The sequence below is a fragment of the Paenibacillus sp. OK003 genome (assembly GCF_900109515.1).
In the GTDB taxonomy this organism is placed as follows: Bacteria; Bacillota; Bacilli; order Paenibacillales; family Paenibacillaceae; genus Paenibacillus; species Paenibacillus marchantiae.
Window position 1 is genome coordinate 40,297 of the sequence record NZ_FOBD01000003.1, and the last position, 17,526, is coordinate 57,822.

The window sequence follows — 17,526 nt, forward strand, 5'->3', positions numbered from 1 at the left end:
TATTCATCGTACCATATGACATGTATTGAAAACTATCACACATTCCGATCTCAGGCCACTCCCCTATAATGAACTTATACCGTGAAGAGGAGGGGTTCGTAATGAATGGTACAAACATACAGCACCCAAAGGTAGTCGTAATTGGAGCAGGCAGCCTGTTTTTTGGTCGTCAATCCATCTGGCAGATGGTTCACTCACCCTACTTGAACCAGGGAACTTTGGCTTTAGTGGATACGGATGAGGAGAGACTCTCGAAAATGGTAACACTGGCAGAGAAGGTGGCGCGAGAGAACAACGTATCTTTAAAGATTGAGGGCTCGGTGGACCGAAGACAAGTGCTTCCGGGAGCTGATTTCGTTGTGCTTAGCTTTGCAGAGCAATCGGTCAAATACCGGGGGATTGACTGCCAAGTCTCTCTAAAATACGGCATTCGCATGTGTTCCGGCGATACGATCGGCCCGGGCGGGATTTTTAGGGCAATGAGAGAACTCCCGGTTATTATGGAATGCGCCAGAGACATTGAAGAGCTGTGTCCTGATGCCTGGGTGATTAATTATATTAACCCGTCTACCGTTCATGGCATCGCGTTACATCGCTATGCGCCGAAGCTAAAATCGTTTGCGCTGTGCGATAGTCATCATATGCCGCATAAGAAAGCCTATTACGCTGTAAGAGCCGGAATCATCGAAAAGACAGATGAGTTCACCCGTGAGATTGACCGGAAATTCGATTTCCGCATCGCTGGTGTCAATCATTTCACTTGGCTGCTTAAAGCGGAATTCGAAGGGGAAAATGTGATGCCCCTAATCGCGGAAGCCATGCGCAAAATGGCAGGTGATGAGAACAACGGCGGTGATCGCGGTGCAAAAGCTATTTTTAACGATGCGATTACCTACGAACTGTATGATATTTTCGGAATCATCCCCACTTGCACGGCGCATACGAAGGAATACGTTCGGTATTGGCAAGGTCTCGGCAAGACTACAGACACGATTCCGCCATTATCCATCTGGGAGACAGAGGACAGGTATCAGCGTCACGACGAAATGTGGAGTCAGGTCGATGACTTTCTTACGGGAACTATCCCGATTGCCGATTACATGAGCACCTTTGGCCCGGATCATGCGACGGATATCATTGAGAACATGGTAGGAAATTTGGGGAAGAAATTTTTCATCAATACGCTTAACCAAGGCGCGGTAACCAATATGAATGCCGATTCGTTCCTGGAAGTGCTGTGCGACGTGGGCATGGATGGAGTGAAACCAGTTCATGTAGGCGAGATGCCGCGCGGTGTAAGAGGTATGCAAGAACTTGTACTGGATACGCATGAGCTGACGGTCGAAGCTGTTCTGGAGCAGAGCTACGAGAAGCTGAGAAGGGCGATGCTCACCGATCCGCTCGTGAATTCCATCAGTGACGCGGACAAGATCATTCATGAATTGCTGGAACTGGAGCGTGATATGATTCCCGACGTCTGGTACAAGGACAGATTGCAGTATAGCTAAGAAATAGATAATGATCAAAGACCACGTAGTTTCCTTCAGAAAGGGTTAACGTGGTCTTTGATTTTATTAAGAAATCTTAGTCATTTGAAAATATAAATAGTTATAAAAATAGCTTATTGTATAAGGGATTTATAACCGTTGGATAATAATGACATTGACATGTGCAGCTTTTTCTAAAATAATAAATGTAATTGAATACTGGTACCTTTAATTCAGTCCAGAGAGGCTGGCAAGGGCAGCGGATTTTATAATCACGCGTGAATCAGGGCATATCCCATCAGGGATGCTCTGCGTCTTCGCGCGGATTATGATGTAAAAAGAGGCTACTTGTCAGTGCGTAAATTGACGAGTAGCCTCTTTTTTCTGCTTTTTTTTGGTATCAGATACACTTTAAGCTGGAGGTATTCTGATGAGCAAACAAGATCAAGAGTTTTCATGGCAAGAGGTGCCAAAATCGCAGAGAAACCAATTTTGGAAGACGTTGTCCGTCATGCTGGGTTTCACCTTCTTCTCGGCAAGCATGCTGGCAGGGGGGACGCTTGGAGTCAGCTTGACGTTCATGGAGTTCATTGCCATCGTGCTTGCAGGCAATCTGGTGCTCGGCATCTATACAGGAGCACTGGCGCATATCGCTGCCAAGACGGGCCTTTCCACACATTTACTCGCTAAATATGCGTTCGGTGCCAAAGGATCGTACCTGCCATCGTTTCTGCTGGGCTTCACACAGGTCGGCTGGTTCGGGGTAGGCGTGGCCATGTTCGCAATTCCGGTTGCCAAAGCAATGGATTGGAACGTGTACCTGCTGATTATCCTGTTTGGTCTTGCGATGACAGCATCAGCCATCTTCGGTATGAAATCGCTCGTCATCTTGGGTTATATCGCGGTACCGGCTATTGCCATTCTCGGCGGTTACTCCATGTTCGAAGGTGCAGGCTCGCTGGGAGGTCTGCAAGGATTGCTCGATTACACGCCGACGGAGACACTCACCGCGGCAGCAGCATTGACCATTTGTATCGGTTCATTCATTAGTGGCGGAACGTTGACGCCCGATTTTGCCCGGTTTTCCCGGACGTCCAAGCAGGCGGTTACCGCAACGGTTATTGCCTTCTTCCTTGGGAACTCGCTTATGTTCCTGTTCGGGGCAGTTGGTGCAATGGCATATAACCTGGCTGATATCTCAGAGGTCATGTTCCTGCAAGGCTTGCTCATTCCCGCGATTATCGTTCTTGGACTCAATATCTGGACAACCAACGATAACGCCTTGTACGCCTCCGGATTGGGTTTTGCCAACATCACTAAAATTTCGAAAAAGTTCTTCGTCATCGTAAACGGCATTGTGGGTACAGTATTTGCCATGTGGATGTACAACAATTTCGTCAGCTTCCTGAATGTGCTGGGCGCGGCAGTACCGTCCATTGGGGCCATCATCATCGCGGACTACTTCTTCGTGAAGCGCAGAAACTATAAACCGTTTGCCGAGATGAGTTTCAAAACGGTAAACTGGGTAGCAATGGTCGCTTGGGCCATCGGCGTTGCGTTTGCTCAGTTGGCTCCAGGAGTAACACCACTGAATGCACTGATCGGTACGGCGGTGGCCTACATCGTGTTGATGCTGATCGTTCCTAACAAAGAATCCAATAAAGAAAAGGGGAAAATAAATGATTATACAGAACGCAAAATTGCGGGGTAAAGAAGGTCTATGGAATATCGTCGTGAAGGACGGGAAGTTCGAACAAATTACGCAGGAGCTGCAAGCCACTGCAAATGAGGAAGTACTTGACGTCAACGGTTCACTTGTACTGCCGCCGTTCATTGAGCCTCACATCCATCTGGATACAACGTTAACGGCTGGCGAGCCGGAATGGAATTTGAGCGGAACGCTGTTTGAAGGCATCCAGCGCTGGTCGGAACGCAAAGCATTCTTGACGCATGAAGATGTTAAAACCCGCTCCAAAACAGCACTGAAATGGCAAATGGCGCAAGGAATCCAACATGTGCGGACACATGTGGACGTTACAGATCCAAGCTTGACGGCAGTCAAAGCGATGCTTGAAGTAAAAGAAGAGATGGCACCCTACATCGACATCCAGCTTGTGGCTTTCCCGCAGGAAGGTATTCATTCCTATCCGAACGGTGCAGAACTGCTGGAAGAGTCACTGAAAATGGGCGTTGACGTGGTCGGCGGCATTCCGCACTTCGAATTCACGAGAGAATACGGCGTCGATTCGATGAAGGTTGCTTTTGACCTTGCTGAAAAATACGACCGTTTGATCGACATCCATTGCGACGAAATCGATGACGAGCAATCCCGCTTTGTGGAAGTCGTTGCGAAGGAAGCCTACGAACGCGGACTGGGCTCTCGCACAACGGCAAGCCACACGACGGCGATGGGTTCTTACAATGACGCATATACGTACAAATTGTTCAGATTGCTGAAAATGGCTGACCTCAATTTCGTCTCTAATCCGTTGGTTAACATTCACCTGCAAGGACGCTTCGACACGTATCCAAAAAGAAGAGGTCTGACTCGTGTCAAAGAGCTACAGGAAGCTGGTCTTAACGTATGCTTCGGTCATGATGACATTTTCGATCCATGGTATCCGCTAGGAACGGGCAACATGCTCCAAGTACTGCACATGGGAATTCATGCTTCGCAGTTGTTGGGTTATGATCAAATCGTAAATTCGGTCGATCTCATTACGAAAAACAGCGCAAGAACGTTGCATATCGAGGATTTATACGGCATTGAAGAAGGCAAACCTGCCAACTTCATCGTTCTTGAAGCAGAGAATGAATACGAGGCTGTTCGCAAACAGGCTGGTGTACTGTACTCGTATAGAGGTGGCCGTAAAATCGCGGAAACAAAACCTCGTGACACGTCAATCATTCTTGAAGGTGGTTCGGAGAAAGTTACGTTCAATAAATAATCCAATGGAAAGTGCGATGCTTCAACCAGAGCCCTCGCATTAGCCAAAAATCCCCTCAAGGTGGACAGGTCAATAGAGATTCCATGATTGTGGAATCTTCCTGTACAAGAGAGGGGATTTTTGTTGTTCCGTTTTGAAAGTCGAGATAGAGACGAGAGAGAGTGCCTCACAATGGAGCTGTGACGGCATTTTTTAATTTGGATACGCCTTCCTGTAATTGAACATCTGACAAATGTGCAAATGATAAATAGATACCATACTTCGTACCGTCTGATGTTGAACTGCTGACTTCTGCGTATACAACCCCTTCTGATCTAGCCGACGAACGAAAGACTTCATAAGTGGACGCATCACCTCGCCACCAGCCAAACACGTGCAGACCGGCTTCATTTTCCACCCAATCAAACCATGTTGAGAGCTGCTGGTTCAAAAGTTTGAGTAACAGATGAAATTTGCGACTGTATAAACGATTCATCCTACGCAGATGACGCTCATATTGGCCGCTTGTCATAAATGCTGCTAATGCCCGCTGCTCGATCAGATTGACGGGTCTTGGCTCGTATAATGCCTGTGCCTTTCTAAAGGTGTCTGCCAAAGTAGGGGGGAGAACCACATAACCAAGCCGTACTTCCAAAGGCAAGGTTTTCGTGAAGCTGCCCAGGTAGATTACGCGCCCCGCTTTATCCAATGTTTTCAGCGGTTCAACATGCATTCCGCGATATCGGAATTCACTATCATAATCATCCTCGACAATCATGGCATCATGACGATGTGCCCAGTCCAGCAAGGTTTGTCTGCGTTCAAGGCTGAGCATTTCCCCAGTAGGGAATTGTCGAGACGGCGTGACAAACAACATACGTGCTTCCCAGTTTTGGGGAACAACGCCTTGACCATCGAGACTGGCTTCAATCAACGTTGCACCTGCAGCCAAAATGGCTTGAGAAATCCCGATATAACAAGGACTCTCCGTCACTACATGATCTCCGGGATCTGCAAGTAATTGAGTGAGTAGAGCTATAGCTTGCATAGAGCCTGCAGTCACTGCAATATGATCCGCATCGACTTGAATCCCCCGCATCCGCCGAAGGTAGGCAGCAATGGCTTCTCGCAATTTCGGCTCTCCTGTTGAACTAACAAGAGCAGAGGTTGTTTCTATGTGATGCTCTCGATTTCGTATCTCAGCATACAATCGATTGTTCCATTCATCGTAAGGGAATTTGGAGAAATCAGGCTGGTATTTGCTAAAATCAATAACTTCGTCGCTTTCTATTCTGGAATTACTTGTTTGTGCATTGGTTTGTGAATTCCTTTGAGTTGTATGCTGTTCAAACTGCTGAATACGATTCCCCCAGGCTGATAAGTGATGAGCGCAAGCTTTCACGGTGGACGCATCATTGCTTAAATCCAACTGATAAGCAACAAAGGTTCCTCTTCCATGCTCTGAATGAATGTAACCTTGAGCAGTCAACGTATCGTATACCTGATTCACTGTTCCTCGGGAAATGTGATACGTCGCAGCTAACTCTCTCGTAGATGGTAACTTCTCGCCATGCACCAGATTACCTTCATGAATAGCATCACGAATCGCATGATAGAGAGCCTTCATCTTGGTATATTTTCGGTTCAAATATGAACTGTAAGCTACATGAAATTGCATATGCCCTCCAGAGGTTAATTTAGAAGTGGTACAATAAAAACCGAAATTATTGGATCTTTTTAGTTGTCCATTCTCATTCTATACTAAATCATAGGTTGAAGTGAAACAATAAATTTAATTAGGAGGACTACAATTATGCAAACAGGTACAGATCGTGTAAAAAGAGGAATGGCTGAGATGCAAAAGGGCGGCGTCATCATGGACGTTATGAATGCAGAACAAGCTAAAATTGCTGAAGCAGCAGGGGCAACAGCTGTTATGGCTCTTGAACGGGTACCCTCCGATATTCGCGCAGCCGGTGGTGTAGCTCGCATGGCAGACCCAACCATCGTGGAAGAGGTCATGAAGGTTGTGTCTATTCCGGTTATGGCCAAGGCTCGTATCGGTCATTACATAGAAGCCAAAGTACTTGAATCCCTAGGTGTGGACTATCTCGATGAAAGTGAAGTTCTTACGCCTGCAGACGAAGTATTCCATATCGATAAACATGAGTTCACTGTACCTTTTGTATGTGGAGCCAAAGATTTGGGAGAAGCTCTGCGTCGTATTGGCGAAGGTGCTTCGATGATTCGTACAAAAGGTGAGCCTGGAACGGGCAACATCGTTGAGGCAGTTCGTCATATGCGTCTGATTAACAGCCAGATCCGCAAAGTGAAAAACATGTCCAAGGATGAGTTGTACGCTGAAGCCAAGAATCTGGGCGTAGCTTATGAATTACTGCGCGATGTTCATGAAAATGGAAAACTTCCAGTCGTTAACTTTGCAGCAGGCGGTGTAGCCACTCCGGCAGACGCAGCACTAATGATGCATCTGGGAGCAGACGGTGTGTTTGTAGGATCAGGTATTTTCAAATCAGATAACCCTGAGAAATTCGCTCGTGCAATCGTTGAAGCTACAACACATTACACGGATTACAAACTGATTGCCGAAGTATCCAAAAACTTGGGTGCCCCTATGAAAGGCATTGAAATTTCTAAATTGGCTCCAGAAGAGCGCATGTCCAACCGTGGTTGGTAAGAGTGAATGAAGTAGGAATAGATAAGAACAAAGCCGATCAATGAGAAAATTGATCGGCTTTGTTGCGCCTTAGGGTCTGAATCATGCGTTTCATCTCAATTTCGCTCTTAAACCTGTGATAAAATAGTATATTTGAGAGTGAAATTCAGCATCGATGTCGATGAAAGGCGGATGTTCAAACATGTTCAATGTTGCAATCTGTGATGACGAGGAGAACCAAAGAGAACTTGTAAAAACGATGCTTATCTCCTTATCTCTAAAAACGAATATTGATTTCCAAATTACATTATTTGCATCCGGTGAGCAGCTCGTCTCACATTATAAAAACGCTGGAGACGCGTTTCATATCCTCATCATGGATGTAGAGATGAGCGGAATGAACGGAATCCAGACAGCCAAAGAAATCAGGAAGATGAAGTATCTGGATGTGCAAATCATGTTTCTGACCAGCTACCCCGAGTATATGGTGGAGAGCTTTGATGTGGTTACTTTTCAATATCTGATCAAACCGATCCTGCCGGATATCTTCGAGGAGAAAATGATTAAGCTGTGCCAATATTTTATAGCGCTAGACAAAAAGTATGTGCTGATTAAATCAGACTATGAAGAGCTTCTATTGAAATACGATGATATTCTCTGGATTGAGGTCATGAAGAGTTTGACGATCAAGAACAAATTAAAATTTGTGACTCAGGAAATCTCGCATGAGAGCAAAGGCATCCTATCCGGTTACGCTATCGCTTTGAAAGATCATGGTTTCTTGCAAATTCATCGCTCGATTATCATCAACCTGTTGCATGTTCAGAAGTTTGCGGGTACCCAGGTCGTCATGTTAAATGGTACGGAATTGCCCATAGGCCGCTCCAAGCTCAAGGAAGTCAAGGACGCTTATACCAAATATATGATCATGAGGGTTCAGTGATATGGATATGTATGTATACTTGTCTGTCTTCGTCGTTTCTTTACTTATGGCATTCCAGGTGAATTTTTATTTCAATTCCGTGCTGGGCAAGTCCAGACGAAAGCCATACAGAGTAATTTATTTCATTATATTTGTTGTACTGGGGTACTTCTATTTGGTATCTTCATTTTCACCTGTCGTTTCATCTGCTTTTGCATTGTTATTCATCTTCAGCCTGGCACAATCCTATGAGGTGGAATTCATCAAAAAGCTTGCTTTTACCATCCTCTATGCAGTACTGCTCACAACGGTAAATTACATTGCCGTATATATTATGAGTGCGATCGATTCCACGGATTATAGCATATGGGATCATTTCAACGTGGATTATCATTGGGTGTTCTCCAAAGTGATGTTGCTAGGCTGCAGTATCATGTTCATTGTAATCCAGATTGTGCGTTTGATTGCCAAACGGAGAAGTTTCGCTATGCATTATCGTTATTATTTCTTGTTTCTGATTGTACCCACCATTACGATCTATCAGATCAATGTGGCCTCGACTTATAGTGAAAAAAACATATATTACGTCGTTTCCGTGCTGGGCTCTCTTTTTCTCAATGTGTTCATTGTTTATGTATTCGATAATATGGTGGAAAAGGTTCAGCTCGCACATGAAAATGTTCAACTACAGCGTCAGATGGACTATCAGGATGCCAACTATGAAAAGACAGTGCATAGTTTCAAAAACGTGAAAAGCATCATCCATGATACCAATCAGCAGTTCCTGTACATTGAAGAGTGTATCAAGCAAAACAAGCTTGATGCCGCAGGTGAGCATATTAAACTCACATTGAATAAGATTGAAGGAGCGTACCAGCGGGTGAACTCCGGCAATCTGGTTATCGATGCCCTTGTTACGAATACCATTGCCGTGGGGCAGGCCAACGGGATCAAAGTCGACACCCGTATTCAACTCCATTCACAACATCTCCATATCGATCGTTACGATCTGTGCGTTGTGCTCGGCAATATGTTGGATAATGCCATCGAAGCTTCCAAGAAAGTTAGACATGCCGAAGACAGGTATATCCTGGTTGCAATTCACTCCACGGCGTCTGCGCTTGTAATCCAGATTCTAAATCAGGTGGAGCAAAAATTGACTCACTTCAAGAGTGAGAAGCCCAATCCCGAGTTCCATGGGATCGGCTTAACCAATATATCGAGAATGTGCGACAAGTATGGCGGACATATGAGTATCGAGAATCATCGTCGGACATTTAATAACATGGTCGTGCTTCCCTTTGACATGAAGAGTCTCTGAACATACCGTTCGGGGATTGTTTTTTTCCATTCAGGGTTCATTATCGTTCTATATGCTTCTTCCCCGATATGATAAATGTAATTATATGAGCAGTATCATAAGGGAGGAAGTTATTATCATGAAGAAACTAATCAGTATGCTATGTGCGGCTGTACTTGTAGTCATGCCGATGACAGATGTCAGGGCAGAGACGAACAAGATGGGAGCGATTGAAGATCAGGCTGGGCGACTCGCCACAGATATGGTGAAGAATTATGGTGTCACAGGACTGCAATATGCGATCATGGATGAAGGGAAGATTATTTTGTCCGACAGTGTTGGATTCCAGGACAAAGCATCCAAGACACCCGTCGACAAGGATACCATGTTTGGAATAGGTTCCGTTAGCAAAATGGTTGTCACGGCTGCCACGATGATGCTGGTGGATTCCGGTAAAGTGGATCTGGATCAGCCCCTCACTTCCTATATTAAAGATTTTGAAATGGCAGATGCCCGGTATACCCAAATAACCCCGCGAATGCTCATGAACCATTCCTCCGGGCTGTATGGTACCCATTATGGAAACAGTATGTTATTTGACGATACCGATACCCGCAATCATGATGAATTACTGATCAAACTAAAGTCAGAGAAATTGAAATCAAACCCGGGAGCCTTTTCCGTTTATTGCAATGACGGCTTTCAGTTGCTTGAGATATTGGTTGAACGTGTGAGTGGACTGAGCTACAGCGAATTTATTGCCAAGTTCATCAGTGATCCGTTACAGCTGCAAGCAACCAAGACACCACTTGATTCTTTTGATAGAAAACAATTATCCGAAACCTATTGGCCTTCGTTTGCAACAAAGCTGCCTGTCGAAAATGCCAATATCATCGGTGCAGGTGGAGTTTACTCGACTGCAGAAGAATTAACCCAATTCGCTGAAATGTTGATAGGAAACAAACCGGATGTTCTATCCAAATCAGCAGCAGAGTCCATGCAAAATCATGAATATCGTCGAGGAATATGGGTGTCCGAAGAGAGAAATACCTTCAACTATGGTCTTGGATGGGATGCTGTAGCACTTGCACCGTTCAGCGATTATGGCATTACTGCACTTATCAAAGGTGGAGATACCATGTTGTATCATGCCTCGTTAATCACTATACCGGAACATGATATATCAATAGCGGTCCTATCTTCGGGCGGGTCTTCTGTCTATAATCAGATGTTTGCCACTAAAGTTCTGCTGGAGGTTCTTCACGATCAAGGCATCATCGACAAGATAGAGCCCGATCAGACATTCTCACCACCTGTCAAAACGAAGATGCCCTCGGAATTGACGGCGTATTCCGGCCTCTATGGTACCGTAGGTTCAACCCTTGATATAGAGGTTAAGAATGGCGAGATCGCACTTCCGGCTATGCAGGAAGGACTTATCCCGGAACAGAATTACGTATACACGGGTGAAGGGGAATTTACGAGTAACGACGGAAGTGTGAAGGTCAACTTCGAGAAAGAAAGCAATGACAAGGTATATTTTAAAGTTCAGGCGAATATAACCTTGCCCGGATTAGGCCAAACGGTGATGAACACATATGATTATCAAAAATTAGAGAATAATTCGCTAGATACAGCATCGAAAGAGAAATGGAAGGCTAGAAACGGCTCGAAGTATTACGCGCTGGATGAAAAGATAACGTCGATCTTCTATCTGGTTCCATCGATGCTGATCAAAAACCTGTCCGTAGATGTGGAGAACGGATATGCGAATGGTACCCGTGTTGTTGATCCGGATAATGCAGAGAATGTCGCCCAGATTCCAGTGATGAACGGAAGAGATGCTTTCGATCTGCATTTCCGCACGAAGAACGAAGCGGAGTACTTAACTCAGGATGGACAGGAGTATATTGCAGAGGAGGCCATTACACCAATCTTCGGTGGGAAAACAGGCATCACCACCATCCCGTCAAACGGTCAGGCTCGGTGGTATGCCATCGACTCCAGATCGGCGAACAAAACGTTAACCGTGCATTCTCCGGAGAGCGGAGGTTATGCGGTTTATAACGATAAAGGTGAAGTGGTACAATTTTCGAAAGCAACGAATCAACAATCAACGCAGCTTCCCAAAGGTGGTTTTATCGTATTTGGTGGTGAAGCAGGTGATGTCTTCAAGATCCAACTAAAGTGAATGGTTTGGTAAAATGATTTATTCGAAAATATCGGATTTCGAGCGTAGGTTGCTCGTGATCCGATATTTTTCTTTTTGTATACGCCCAAACACAACATGATTCTCCTTCATAGGCTATATGGAATCAGCCTAATTTGTTAATGAAAATTATGTGTTTTCATAACTAAGGAGATGGATAGATACGTGATTTCAAAAGTGAAGCTTACAGGGCGAGTGGTGTTTAAAGGTGACCCTGGTTATGAAGTGGCTCGGAAGAATTGGGATCCGCATACGGACAGATTCCCTAAAGTTTTTGTGTTCGCTCAAAAAACACAGGATGTATCCAATGCGATAAGATGGGCGCGCCAAAATAAGGTTCCTATCCGGCCGAGAAGTGGGAGGCACGCTTTAGAGCCCAACCTATCACAAGTCAATGGTGGTATTGTCATCGACGTTAGCGAAATGAAGAGAATCAAGTTAAACAAAAAAAGCGGAACGGCCGTCGTGGAGACAGGTAATCGGGTGGGAAGAATCGTGGATACGTTGGCTCGACAAGGATATATGGCCCCATTTGGTGACAGTCCAACGGTTGGAATTGGTGGAATAACACCTGGTGGCGGAATTGGTCCACTGCAAAGGACAACGGGTCTCATCTGTGATAATCTAATCGAGCTCGAAATGGTTGACGCTAAAGGACGGATTGTTCGGGCGAACAAAAAGAAAAATTCCGATCTTCTGTGGGCTACACGTGGCGGCGGAGGCGGTAACTTCGGTGTGTACACTAAATATAAATTCAAGGTGCGGCGCTCTCCAGCCAAAGCTACTGTATTTAGTATCACATGGCCATGGGATCAGTTCGAAAAAGTCGTGAAGAAATGGCAAGTATGGGCGCCTAATGCCAGTACCAAGCTGGGAAGTGAATTAAGTGTTGGTCCGAAAAAAGGCGGAAATGTTAGCATGCTAGGGATATACCTCGGTTCGAAGAGTGAAGCCCTCCGTCAGTTGGAACCCATTCTTAGCGTAGGAACGCCTACCAAAAAAAGCATTCTGTACCTGCCATACAGGGCAGCCACGAAGTTTTTGCTGGCCCCAGATCCTGTGCTCACCCAAAGGTACAGCAATCAGTTTTCCAGTGGCTTCGGCAGACGCCCGTTCCCGGATAAAGCCTTCAAAGTCATGCGTGAGTTTCTGGAAAATGCAGAGGGAGGTACACCAGCCGGTTTCTATTTCCTTAACTGGGGCGGTGCTGTAAGTCGAGTTGCTCCTCAAGCCACTGCGTTTTACTGGCGAAAAGCTGAATTTTATGTGGAATGGAACAGCTCATGGGTGAAGCCATCCCGTGCAGCTAAAAATATTGCTTTAGCTCGGAACACGAGAACGAAATTGCAGCCATATATTGTAGGGTCTTATATTAACGTACCAGACCAAGGTATTAAAAATCCAGGACCGACCTATTATGGCAAGAACTACGCCAGATTAAGAAAAGTAAAAGCGAAATACGATCCGAAAAATGTATTTAACAACCCGCAAAGTATTCCACCGGCTAAATTAAAATAGGGTACGATTTCAAACCGTTAATTCTGAGAAGAGTTAACGGTTTTTTTGACCTTTCTAATCGTTGTATTTACTAATTATTGTAGAGTAAGATGTAGAAAATAATATTAAAACTGCAACGGAGTTCAGGCAATTTATTTCAAGGAGGTAACAGATGGATTACACTTCGCCGATTGAAGCGGCATTAAAGGTGAAGCGCCCTAAATATACCGCCATAGCGGCGGGGCGACGTCATACCATTGGTCTTAGATCGGACGGAACGGTGACGGCAGTGGGGTTGAATAAGCATGAACAATGCAATGTAAGTGGCTGGTGTGATATTGTGGCGGTAGCTGCGGGTTGTGCACATACTCTTGGTATTAAATCAGACGGTACGGTAGTGGCTGTGGGGGAAAATGAATATGATCAATGTGACGTAAGCAGTTGGCGCGGCTAATTTACTATGGACGGGGGATTGAATTGAAACGGATTGCGGTATATTGTGGTGCAAGTAAAGGTAACGTGTAAATCCTGATTTTTTATTCATTCATTCTTACAAAAAGCTTACAGTTGAATGGTAGGATGACGCAGTAGCCTTTTTTATGTTTAGCCTTGTCAAACTAACAAATCCTGAATAATCTAACACATACCACAAAAGAGGGGGAAGAAACATGAGTGAAGTTGGATATGGAAATGTAGGAGGACTTGGCGGAGGATATGGCGGTTTCACGTCCGTTGGTGCAATTCTGGTATTGTTTATTTTGTTGGTCATCATCTCCAAAGCTTTCTTAGTTTAATAGTAAGCTTTAGAAATTCCGCTGGCGTTTGCTGGCGGTTTTTTTACGTTGTTGTATGAAGGTTAACAAAAGCAATTTAAATAGGGAACGTTATGTCAATATTGACTTACACAACGCTCCCTACTAGACTCCCGCTTATACCACGGTGATCGTTCCATAATACATGTACATGCCACAATTGAAGTTGTACGTTCCAGGTTTTAGATCTTTTAAGGTAATGAAATTATCTCCTTTTTCAAGATATACATCTATTCCTAAATCTTTAGACTGAACACTTCTTATACATGTATAACCTGAATGTTTTATAAAATTAATTTTCGTCGGGACCCCAGCTTTTACTTCAATATTTTCTTGACTAAAACCATCTGATGTTACATCGACTGAAACAATCTGATATCCTGAATTATCTGTAACAGAATTAGCTTGCTCACTCTGTGATTCTTGTGAGTGAATTGCCGATGTTTGATTCGGTTGATATTGGTAAAATAACGTTGCACCTACAGCCACAATTCCAAAAGCAACCGTTAGTATACCTACAATAAACGGCATACCTATACCACGTTTATTTGTTTTATCGCTAGTATCCGTTTCTTGATTCGCCAATTGAAGAGCAACGCTCAAAATAAAAATAAATAGGATGTCAACAAAGATCATCATGATATAGGAAGGACCAACCATTGCCCCGAGCATTGCGCCCATCATGCCACCCATAATTCCTGCCAACATGCCATCCAAAGTTGCCAATATACTGATAGGTTTGCCTGTGAAGTACCCGGCTGCCAAGCCAAACAATATAGCGGTCATGGATGGGACTGTTAAATCACGTGGAAACACAATGCCTAATTGTACACCAAGTGCAAGGCTTGACATCATGCCAACGGTCATAGCGATCATCATGCCAGGCATACCCGCAAGTTTTTCTTTTCGCTTATATGCTTTTAGAACAATGAATGCTGAAAACAGTATAACCATAAGCATACTTAATATCGCTAATACCACAATCTTGTCCTCCTAATATCCTTACATACAGTAATGATGTATAGTTATCTACTCATTGACATTACGATTAAGAACATTCATCTCATGTACTAATATATCAGAATTATCATAACAACATGACAATTGTCACAGACAAGTCAATGGATTGTCGCAATAGTATGAAGATAATTTGACATTTTATTGATATCTCTTTCCATAACCATTTGAACCGAATTCCATCTGTCTAACGAAAGAAAAAAATGGAGCCTACTATCTTTAAGATAGAATAGGCTCCATAACTCTTCAACTTTACTACTCGTTGTATTTGTTTTTGGATCAAATGCTTTTCATTAATTTACTGCGGGTTTAGTTTTAGTTTTACCCTGCTGATTTTTTAAAGCCTCGACAGGTTCATCACTTACTTCCGCACGTTTAATGAAGAAAACTAATATTAATGCGACAATATTAATGCCTAGTGCGATATAGAAGGAATATTGGATTCCGGCTAATAACGCTTCTTGGGTTAATATAGCTTTATTGGCTGCTGTCAAGGTTGTTGGATCAACACCCGTCATTAAATCTTCAGCTTTTGTTTTGGTCACCGAATTCATAATTGTAATCAGAATAGCCGTACCAATCGAACCGGACACTTGCTGAGCTGTATTGTTGACAGCTGTACCATGTGGATTTAAGCGTGTTGGCAATTGATTCAGGCCGTTTGTCATAATAGGCATCATCACCATTGCCATACCAAACATACGCAGAGTGTACACGAGGATAATATAAGTGTGAGTCGAGTCGATTTGCAGGTTTGCCAACATATACGTTGAGATCGCTGTAATCGTAAGCCCGATTACGCCAAGAACCCGTGGACCATATTTGTCAAATAGTCTACCTGTAATGGGTGACATAATCCCCATGATGATTGCACCAGGCAACATCATTAAACCTGAATCAAGTGGTGTAATACCTCTTACGTTTTGTACGTATGCCGGTGTTAAAATCATTCCGGAGAACATCGCCACTGCGTTTACAATCGCAATAACAGAGCCAAGGGCGAACATCGGATACTTGTAAACCCGTAAATCCAATAGTGGTGTTTCCATTTTCAATTGACGGACAACGAAGGTGATCAGAGCAATAGCTCCAACGATTAAAGTGATTAAGACAATTGGATCTGTCCAACCATCTGAACTTGCAGAACTGAACCCATATAACAAACCACCAAAACCGAGGGAAGATAATATGATGGAGAAATAATCCAGTGTTGCATTTTTATTTTGCTGCATTACATTCTTGGATTTCCAAATCCCTAGCAGTAAACTAATGACGGCTAACGGTAAAATCATTTCGAAAAGTAAACGCCAGTCATAATATTCTACAATGAAACCTGATAATGTTGGCCCGATCGCTGGGGCTGTAATCATAACTAATCCGAAAATACCCATTGCTGTTCCGCGTTTTTCTCGTGGGAAACTTACCAGCATAATATTCATTAACAGGGGTCCCATTACTGAAGAGCCTGCTGCTTGAACCATTCTTCCTGTAAGTAATAAACTAAAGTTTGGTGCAACGGCTGCTATGGCCGTACCTAAAGTGAAAATGGTCATGGAAGTAATAAACAAGCTTCTATTGGAGAAACGTGTTAATAAAAATGCTGACGCCGGAATTAATATACCACTGACCAGCATATAGCCAGTAGACAACCACTGAATCGTGGAATAATCTTTAATGTTTAAGTCCACCATGATGGATGGCAGCGCTACATTTAAGAGCGAGTTATTTAGAAATGAAACAAATGCACCTATAAAAAGAATCGCTATCATTAGATAGGGTGGTTTTTTTTCTTGTAAAGCTGAATCCATATATTTCTGTTCTCCTTTTTGACACTTCATTTAATCCCTTAGCTCGTTTAATATTTGTGTGTATAAACATATCTATTTATTAAATTTTTTTAAATCCTCTTTTTAGCAGTTCCATTTGCTCACCATAATTTTTCAAAGCTTCTTCATAGGTTAAATCCTTTACGAACACTTGAATAAGGTTATCAAAAGTTACAGCTATTATAATTTTTAGAATATGCTGCAGCTCCCGTTCCCCTTGTATATTCAAATTTTCCGTATTCATTAAGTCAATGATAGGTAAAAGCTGAATTTCCCGGTTTTCTTCATAAATATTATTCGTAAATGTTTTCTCTGTTTTATAATTCATGTTTAAAAAAGCATTTCTAAAAAAGTTTTTGTGTTCTTGATTGGTGTGATTTTGAATCATAAATTGAAATGAATCGATAAAAGCTTCGAATACATCTCCGTTGTTCTCCTTTAAAGCTGCAATAAATCGGTCACTATTTTTCTGCGAGGACTGGTTCAACAGATAATAATACAGATCCTCTTTTTCCTCGAAATATTGATAAAAACTTCCTCTGGAGATTCCCGCGTCTTTGATAATATTGGCAATGGATGCTTCGTGTAATGGAACTCGTGAAAATTCCCTTTTGGCACATTGAATTAACGTGTCCTGTTTATCTTTCGATAAGTGAAAAAATGTTTTTTTGGGCAATATAATCCTCCAATCTTAATAAGTGACACTGTGTCACAATTGCTGATTAATGAATTATATATGACACCAATGTCATACGTCAATAATGAAAATGACACCGTGTCATATGTGTGAAAAGTGCATTCGAACAAAAGACCGCCGACCATTTAAGGTTGACGGTCTTTGTATCTCAGCAGAAA

Annotated in this window: 13 protein-coding genes and 1 pseudogene; 10 read left to right on the forward strand and 4 right to left on the reverse strand. The window is 43.4% G+C overall.

Going from position 1 to position 17,526, the window contains the following annotated elements; genetic code table 11:
* Positions 1 to 101: 101 nt before the first annotated feature.
* The 3 genes from BMW94_RS05170 to BMW94_RS05180 all read left to right on the forward strand — a co-directional run bounded on the left by BMW94_RS05170 (position 102) and on the right by BMW94_RS05180 (position 4,435).
* Positions 102 to 1,508: a family 4 glycosyl hydrolase gene (locus BMW94_RS05170; RefSeq protein ID WP_090995310.1), complete on the forward strand. Its 1,407-nt coding sequence runs from the start codon at positions 102 to 104 to the stop codon at positions 1,506 to 1,508.
* A gap of 409 nt (positions 1,509 to 1,917) precedes the next feature.
* Positions 1,918 to 3,198, forward strand: a complete 1,281-nt coding sequence (gene codB, locus BMW94_RS05175) for a cytosine permease (protein WP_090995312.1) — start codon at positions 1,918 to 1,920, stop codon at positions 3,196 to 3,198.
* A complete protein-coding gene (locus BMW94_RS05180) occupies positions 3,167 to 4,435 on the forward strand; it encodes a cytosine deaminase (RefSeq protein ID WP_090995314.1) in 1,269 nt (422 codons plus the stop codon). The genes codB and BMW94_RS05180 overlap by 32 nt, the downstream gene beginning before the upstream one ends.
* A 166-nt stretch (positions 4,436 to 4,601) precedes the next feature.
* Here BMW94_RS05180 and BMW94_RS05185 read toward each other — a convergent pair whose 3' ends face one another.
* Positions 4,602 to 6,092: a MocR-like pyridoxine biosynthesis transcription factor PdxR gene (locus BMW94_RS05185; RefSeq protein WP_090995316.1), complete on the reverse strand. Its 1,491-nt coding sequence runs from the start codon at positions 6,090 to 6,092 to the stop codon at positions 4,602 to 4,604.
* 132 nt (positions 6,093 to 6,224) lie between these two features.
* Here BMW94_RS05185 and pdxS point away from each other — a divergent pair, with 132 nt between their 5' ends.
* The 7 genes and pseudogenes from pdxS to BMW94_RS30710 all read left to right on the forward strand — a co-directional run bounded on the left by pdxS (position 6,225) and on the right by BMW94_RS30710 (position 13,810).
* Entirely contained in the window at positions 6,225 to 7,109 is an 885-nt protein-coding gene (gene pdxS / locus BMW94_RS05190; RefSeq protein ID WP_211754044.1) for a pyridoxal 5'-phosphate synthase lyase subunit PdxS, read from the forward strand.
* A 181-nt stretch (positions 7,110 to 7,290) separates the two neighbouring features.
* A complete protein-coding gene (locus tag BMW94_RS05195) occupies positions 7,291 to 8,031 on the forward strand; it encodes a LytR/AlgR family response regulator transcription factor (RefSeq protein ID WP_090995319.1) in 741 nt (246 codons plus the stop codon).
* Between the two features lies 1 nt (position 8,032).
* A complete protein-coding gene (locus BMW94_RS05200; RefSeq protein WP_090995321.1) occupies positions 8,033 to 9,331 on the forward strand; it encodes an ATP-binding protein in 1,299 nt (432 codons plus the stop codon).
* Between the two features lie 118 nt (positions 9,332 to 9,449).
* Complete coding sequence (locus tag BMW94_RS05205; protein ID WP_090995324.1) at positions 9,450 to 11,501, forward strand: serine hydrolase domain-containing protein; 2,052 nt, start codon at positions 9,450 to 9,452, stop codon at positions 11,499 to 11,501.
* 183 nt (positions 11,502 to 11,684) lie between these two features.
* Positions 11,685 to 13,037 carry an FAD-binding oxidoreductase gene (locus tag BMW94_RS05210; protein WP_090995326.1) on the forward strand — a complete coding sequence of 451 codons (1,353 nt, stop codon included), beginning with the start codon at positions 11,685 to 11,687 and terminating at the stop codon, positions 13,035 to 13,037.
* Between the two features lie 208 nt (positions 13,038 to 13,245).
* Positions 13,246 to 13,470 (forward strand): annotated as a pseudogene (locus BMW94_RS05215) (chromosome condensation regulator); the annotation flags it as partial.
* A gap of 214 nt (positions 13,471 to 13,684) precedes the next feature.
* Complete coding sequence (locus tag BMW94_RS30710; RefSeq protein ID WP_063562644.1) at positions 13,685 to 13,810, forward strand: hypothetical protein; 126 nt, start codon at positions 13,685 to 13,687, stop codon at positions 13,808 to 13,810.
* 135 nt (positions 13,811 to 13,945) lie between these two features.
* Here BMW94_RS30710 and BMW94_RS30845 read toward each other — a convergent pair whose 3' ends face one another.
* From BMW94_RS30845 to BMW94_RS05230, 3 genes are all read right to left on the reverse strand, one after another.
* On the reverse strand, positions 13,946 to 14,809 hold the full coding sequence (locus BMW94_RS30845; protein ID WP_254790125.1) for a cupredoxin domain-containing protein: 864 nt from the start codon (positions 14,807 to 14,809) through the stop codon (positions 13,946 to 13,948).
* A gap of 329 nt (positions 14,810 to 15,138) precedes the next feature.
* On the reverse strand, positions 15,139 to 16,653 hold the full coding sequence (locus BMW94_RS05225; protein WP_090995330.1) for a DHA2 family efflux MFS transporter permease subunit: 1,515 nt from the start codon (positions 16,651 to 16,653) through the stop codon (positions 15,139 to 15,141).
* Positions 16,654 to 16,732: 79 nt separating this feature from the next.
* Positions 16,733 to 17,347 (reverse strand): TetR/AcrR family transcriptional regulator, encoded by a 615-nt coding sequence (locus tag BMW94_RS05230; protein ID WP_090995333.1) that lies wholly within the window; start codon positions 17,345 to 17,347, stop codon positions 16,733 to 16,735.
* Positions 17,348 to 17,526: the final 179 nt, after the last annotated feature.

What these genes read in the sequence shown, in the direction of transcription:
- BMW94_RS05170 (WP_090995310.1), top strand. Translation starts at nt 102, where the DNA reads ATGAATGGTACAAACATACAGCACCCAAAGGTAGTCGTAATTGGAGCA.
- codB (WP_090995312.1), top strand. Translation starts at nt 1,918, where the DNA reads ATGAGCAAACAAGATCAAGAGTTTTCATGGCAAGAGGTGCCAAAATCG.
- BMW94_RS05180 (WP_090995314.1), top strand. Translation starts at nt 3,167, where the DNA reads ATGATTATACAGAACGCAAAATTGCGGGGTAAAGAAGGTCTATGGAAT.
- BMW94_RS05185 (WP_090995316.1), bottom strand. Translation starts at nt 6,092, where the DNA reads ATGCAATTTCATGTAGCTTACAGTTCATATTTGAACCGAAAATATACC.
- BMW94_RS05195 (WP_090995319.1), top strand. Translation starts at nt 7,291, where the DNA reads ATGTTCAATGTTGCAATCTGTGATGACGAGGAGAACCAAAGAGAACTT.
- BMW94_RS05200 (WP_090995321.1), top strand. Translation starts at nt 8,033, where the DNA reads ATGGATATGTATGTATACTTGTCTGTCTTCGTCGTTTCTTTACTTATG.
- BMW94_RS05205 (WP_090995324.1), top strand. Translation starts at nt 9,450, where the DNA reads ATGAAGAAACTAATCAGTATGCTATGTGCGGCTGTACTTGTAGTCATG.
- BMW94_RS30710 (WP_063562644.1), top strand. Translation starts at nt 13,685, where the DNA reads ATGAGTGAAGTTGGATATGGAAATGTAGGAGGACTTGGCGGAGGATAT.
- BMW94_RS05225 (WP_090995330.1), bottom strand. Translation starts at nt 16,653, where the DNA reads ATGGATTCAGCTTTACAAGAAAAAAAACCACCCTATCTAATGATAGCG.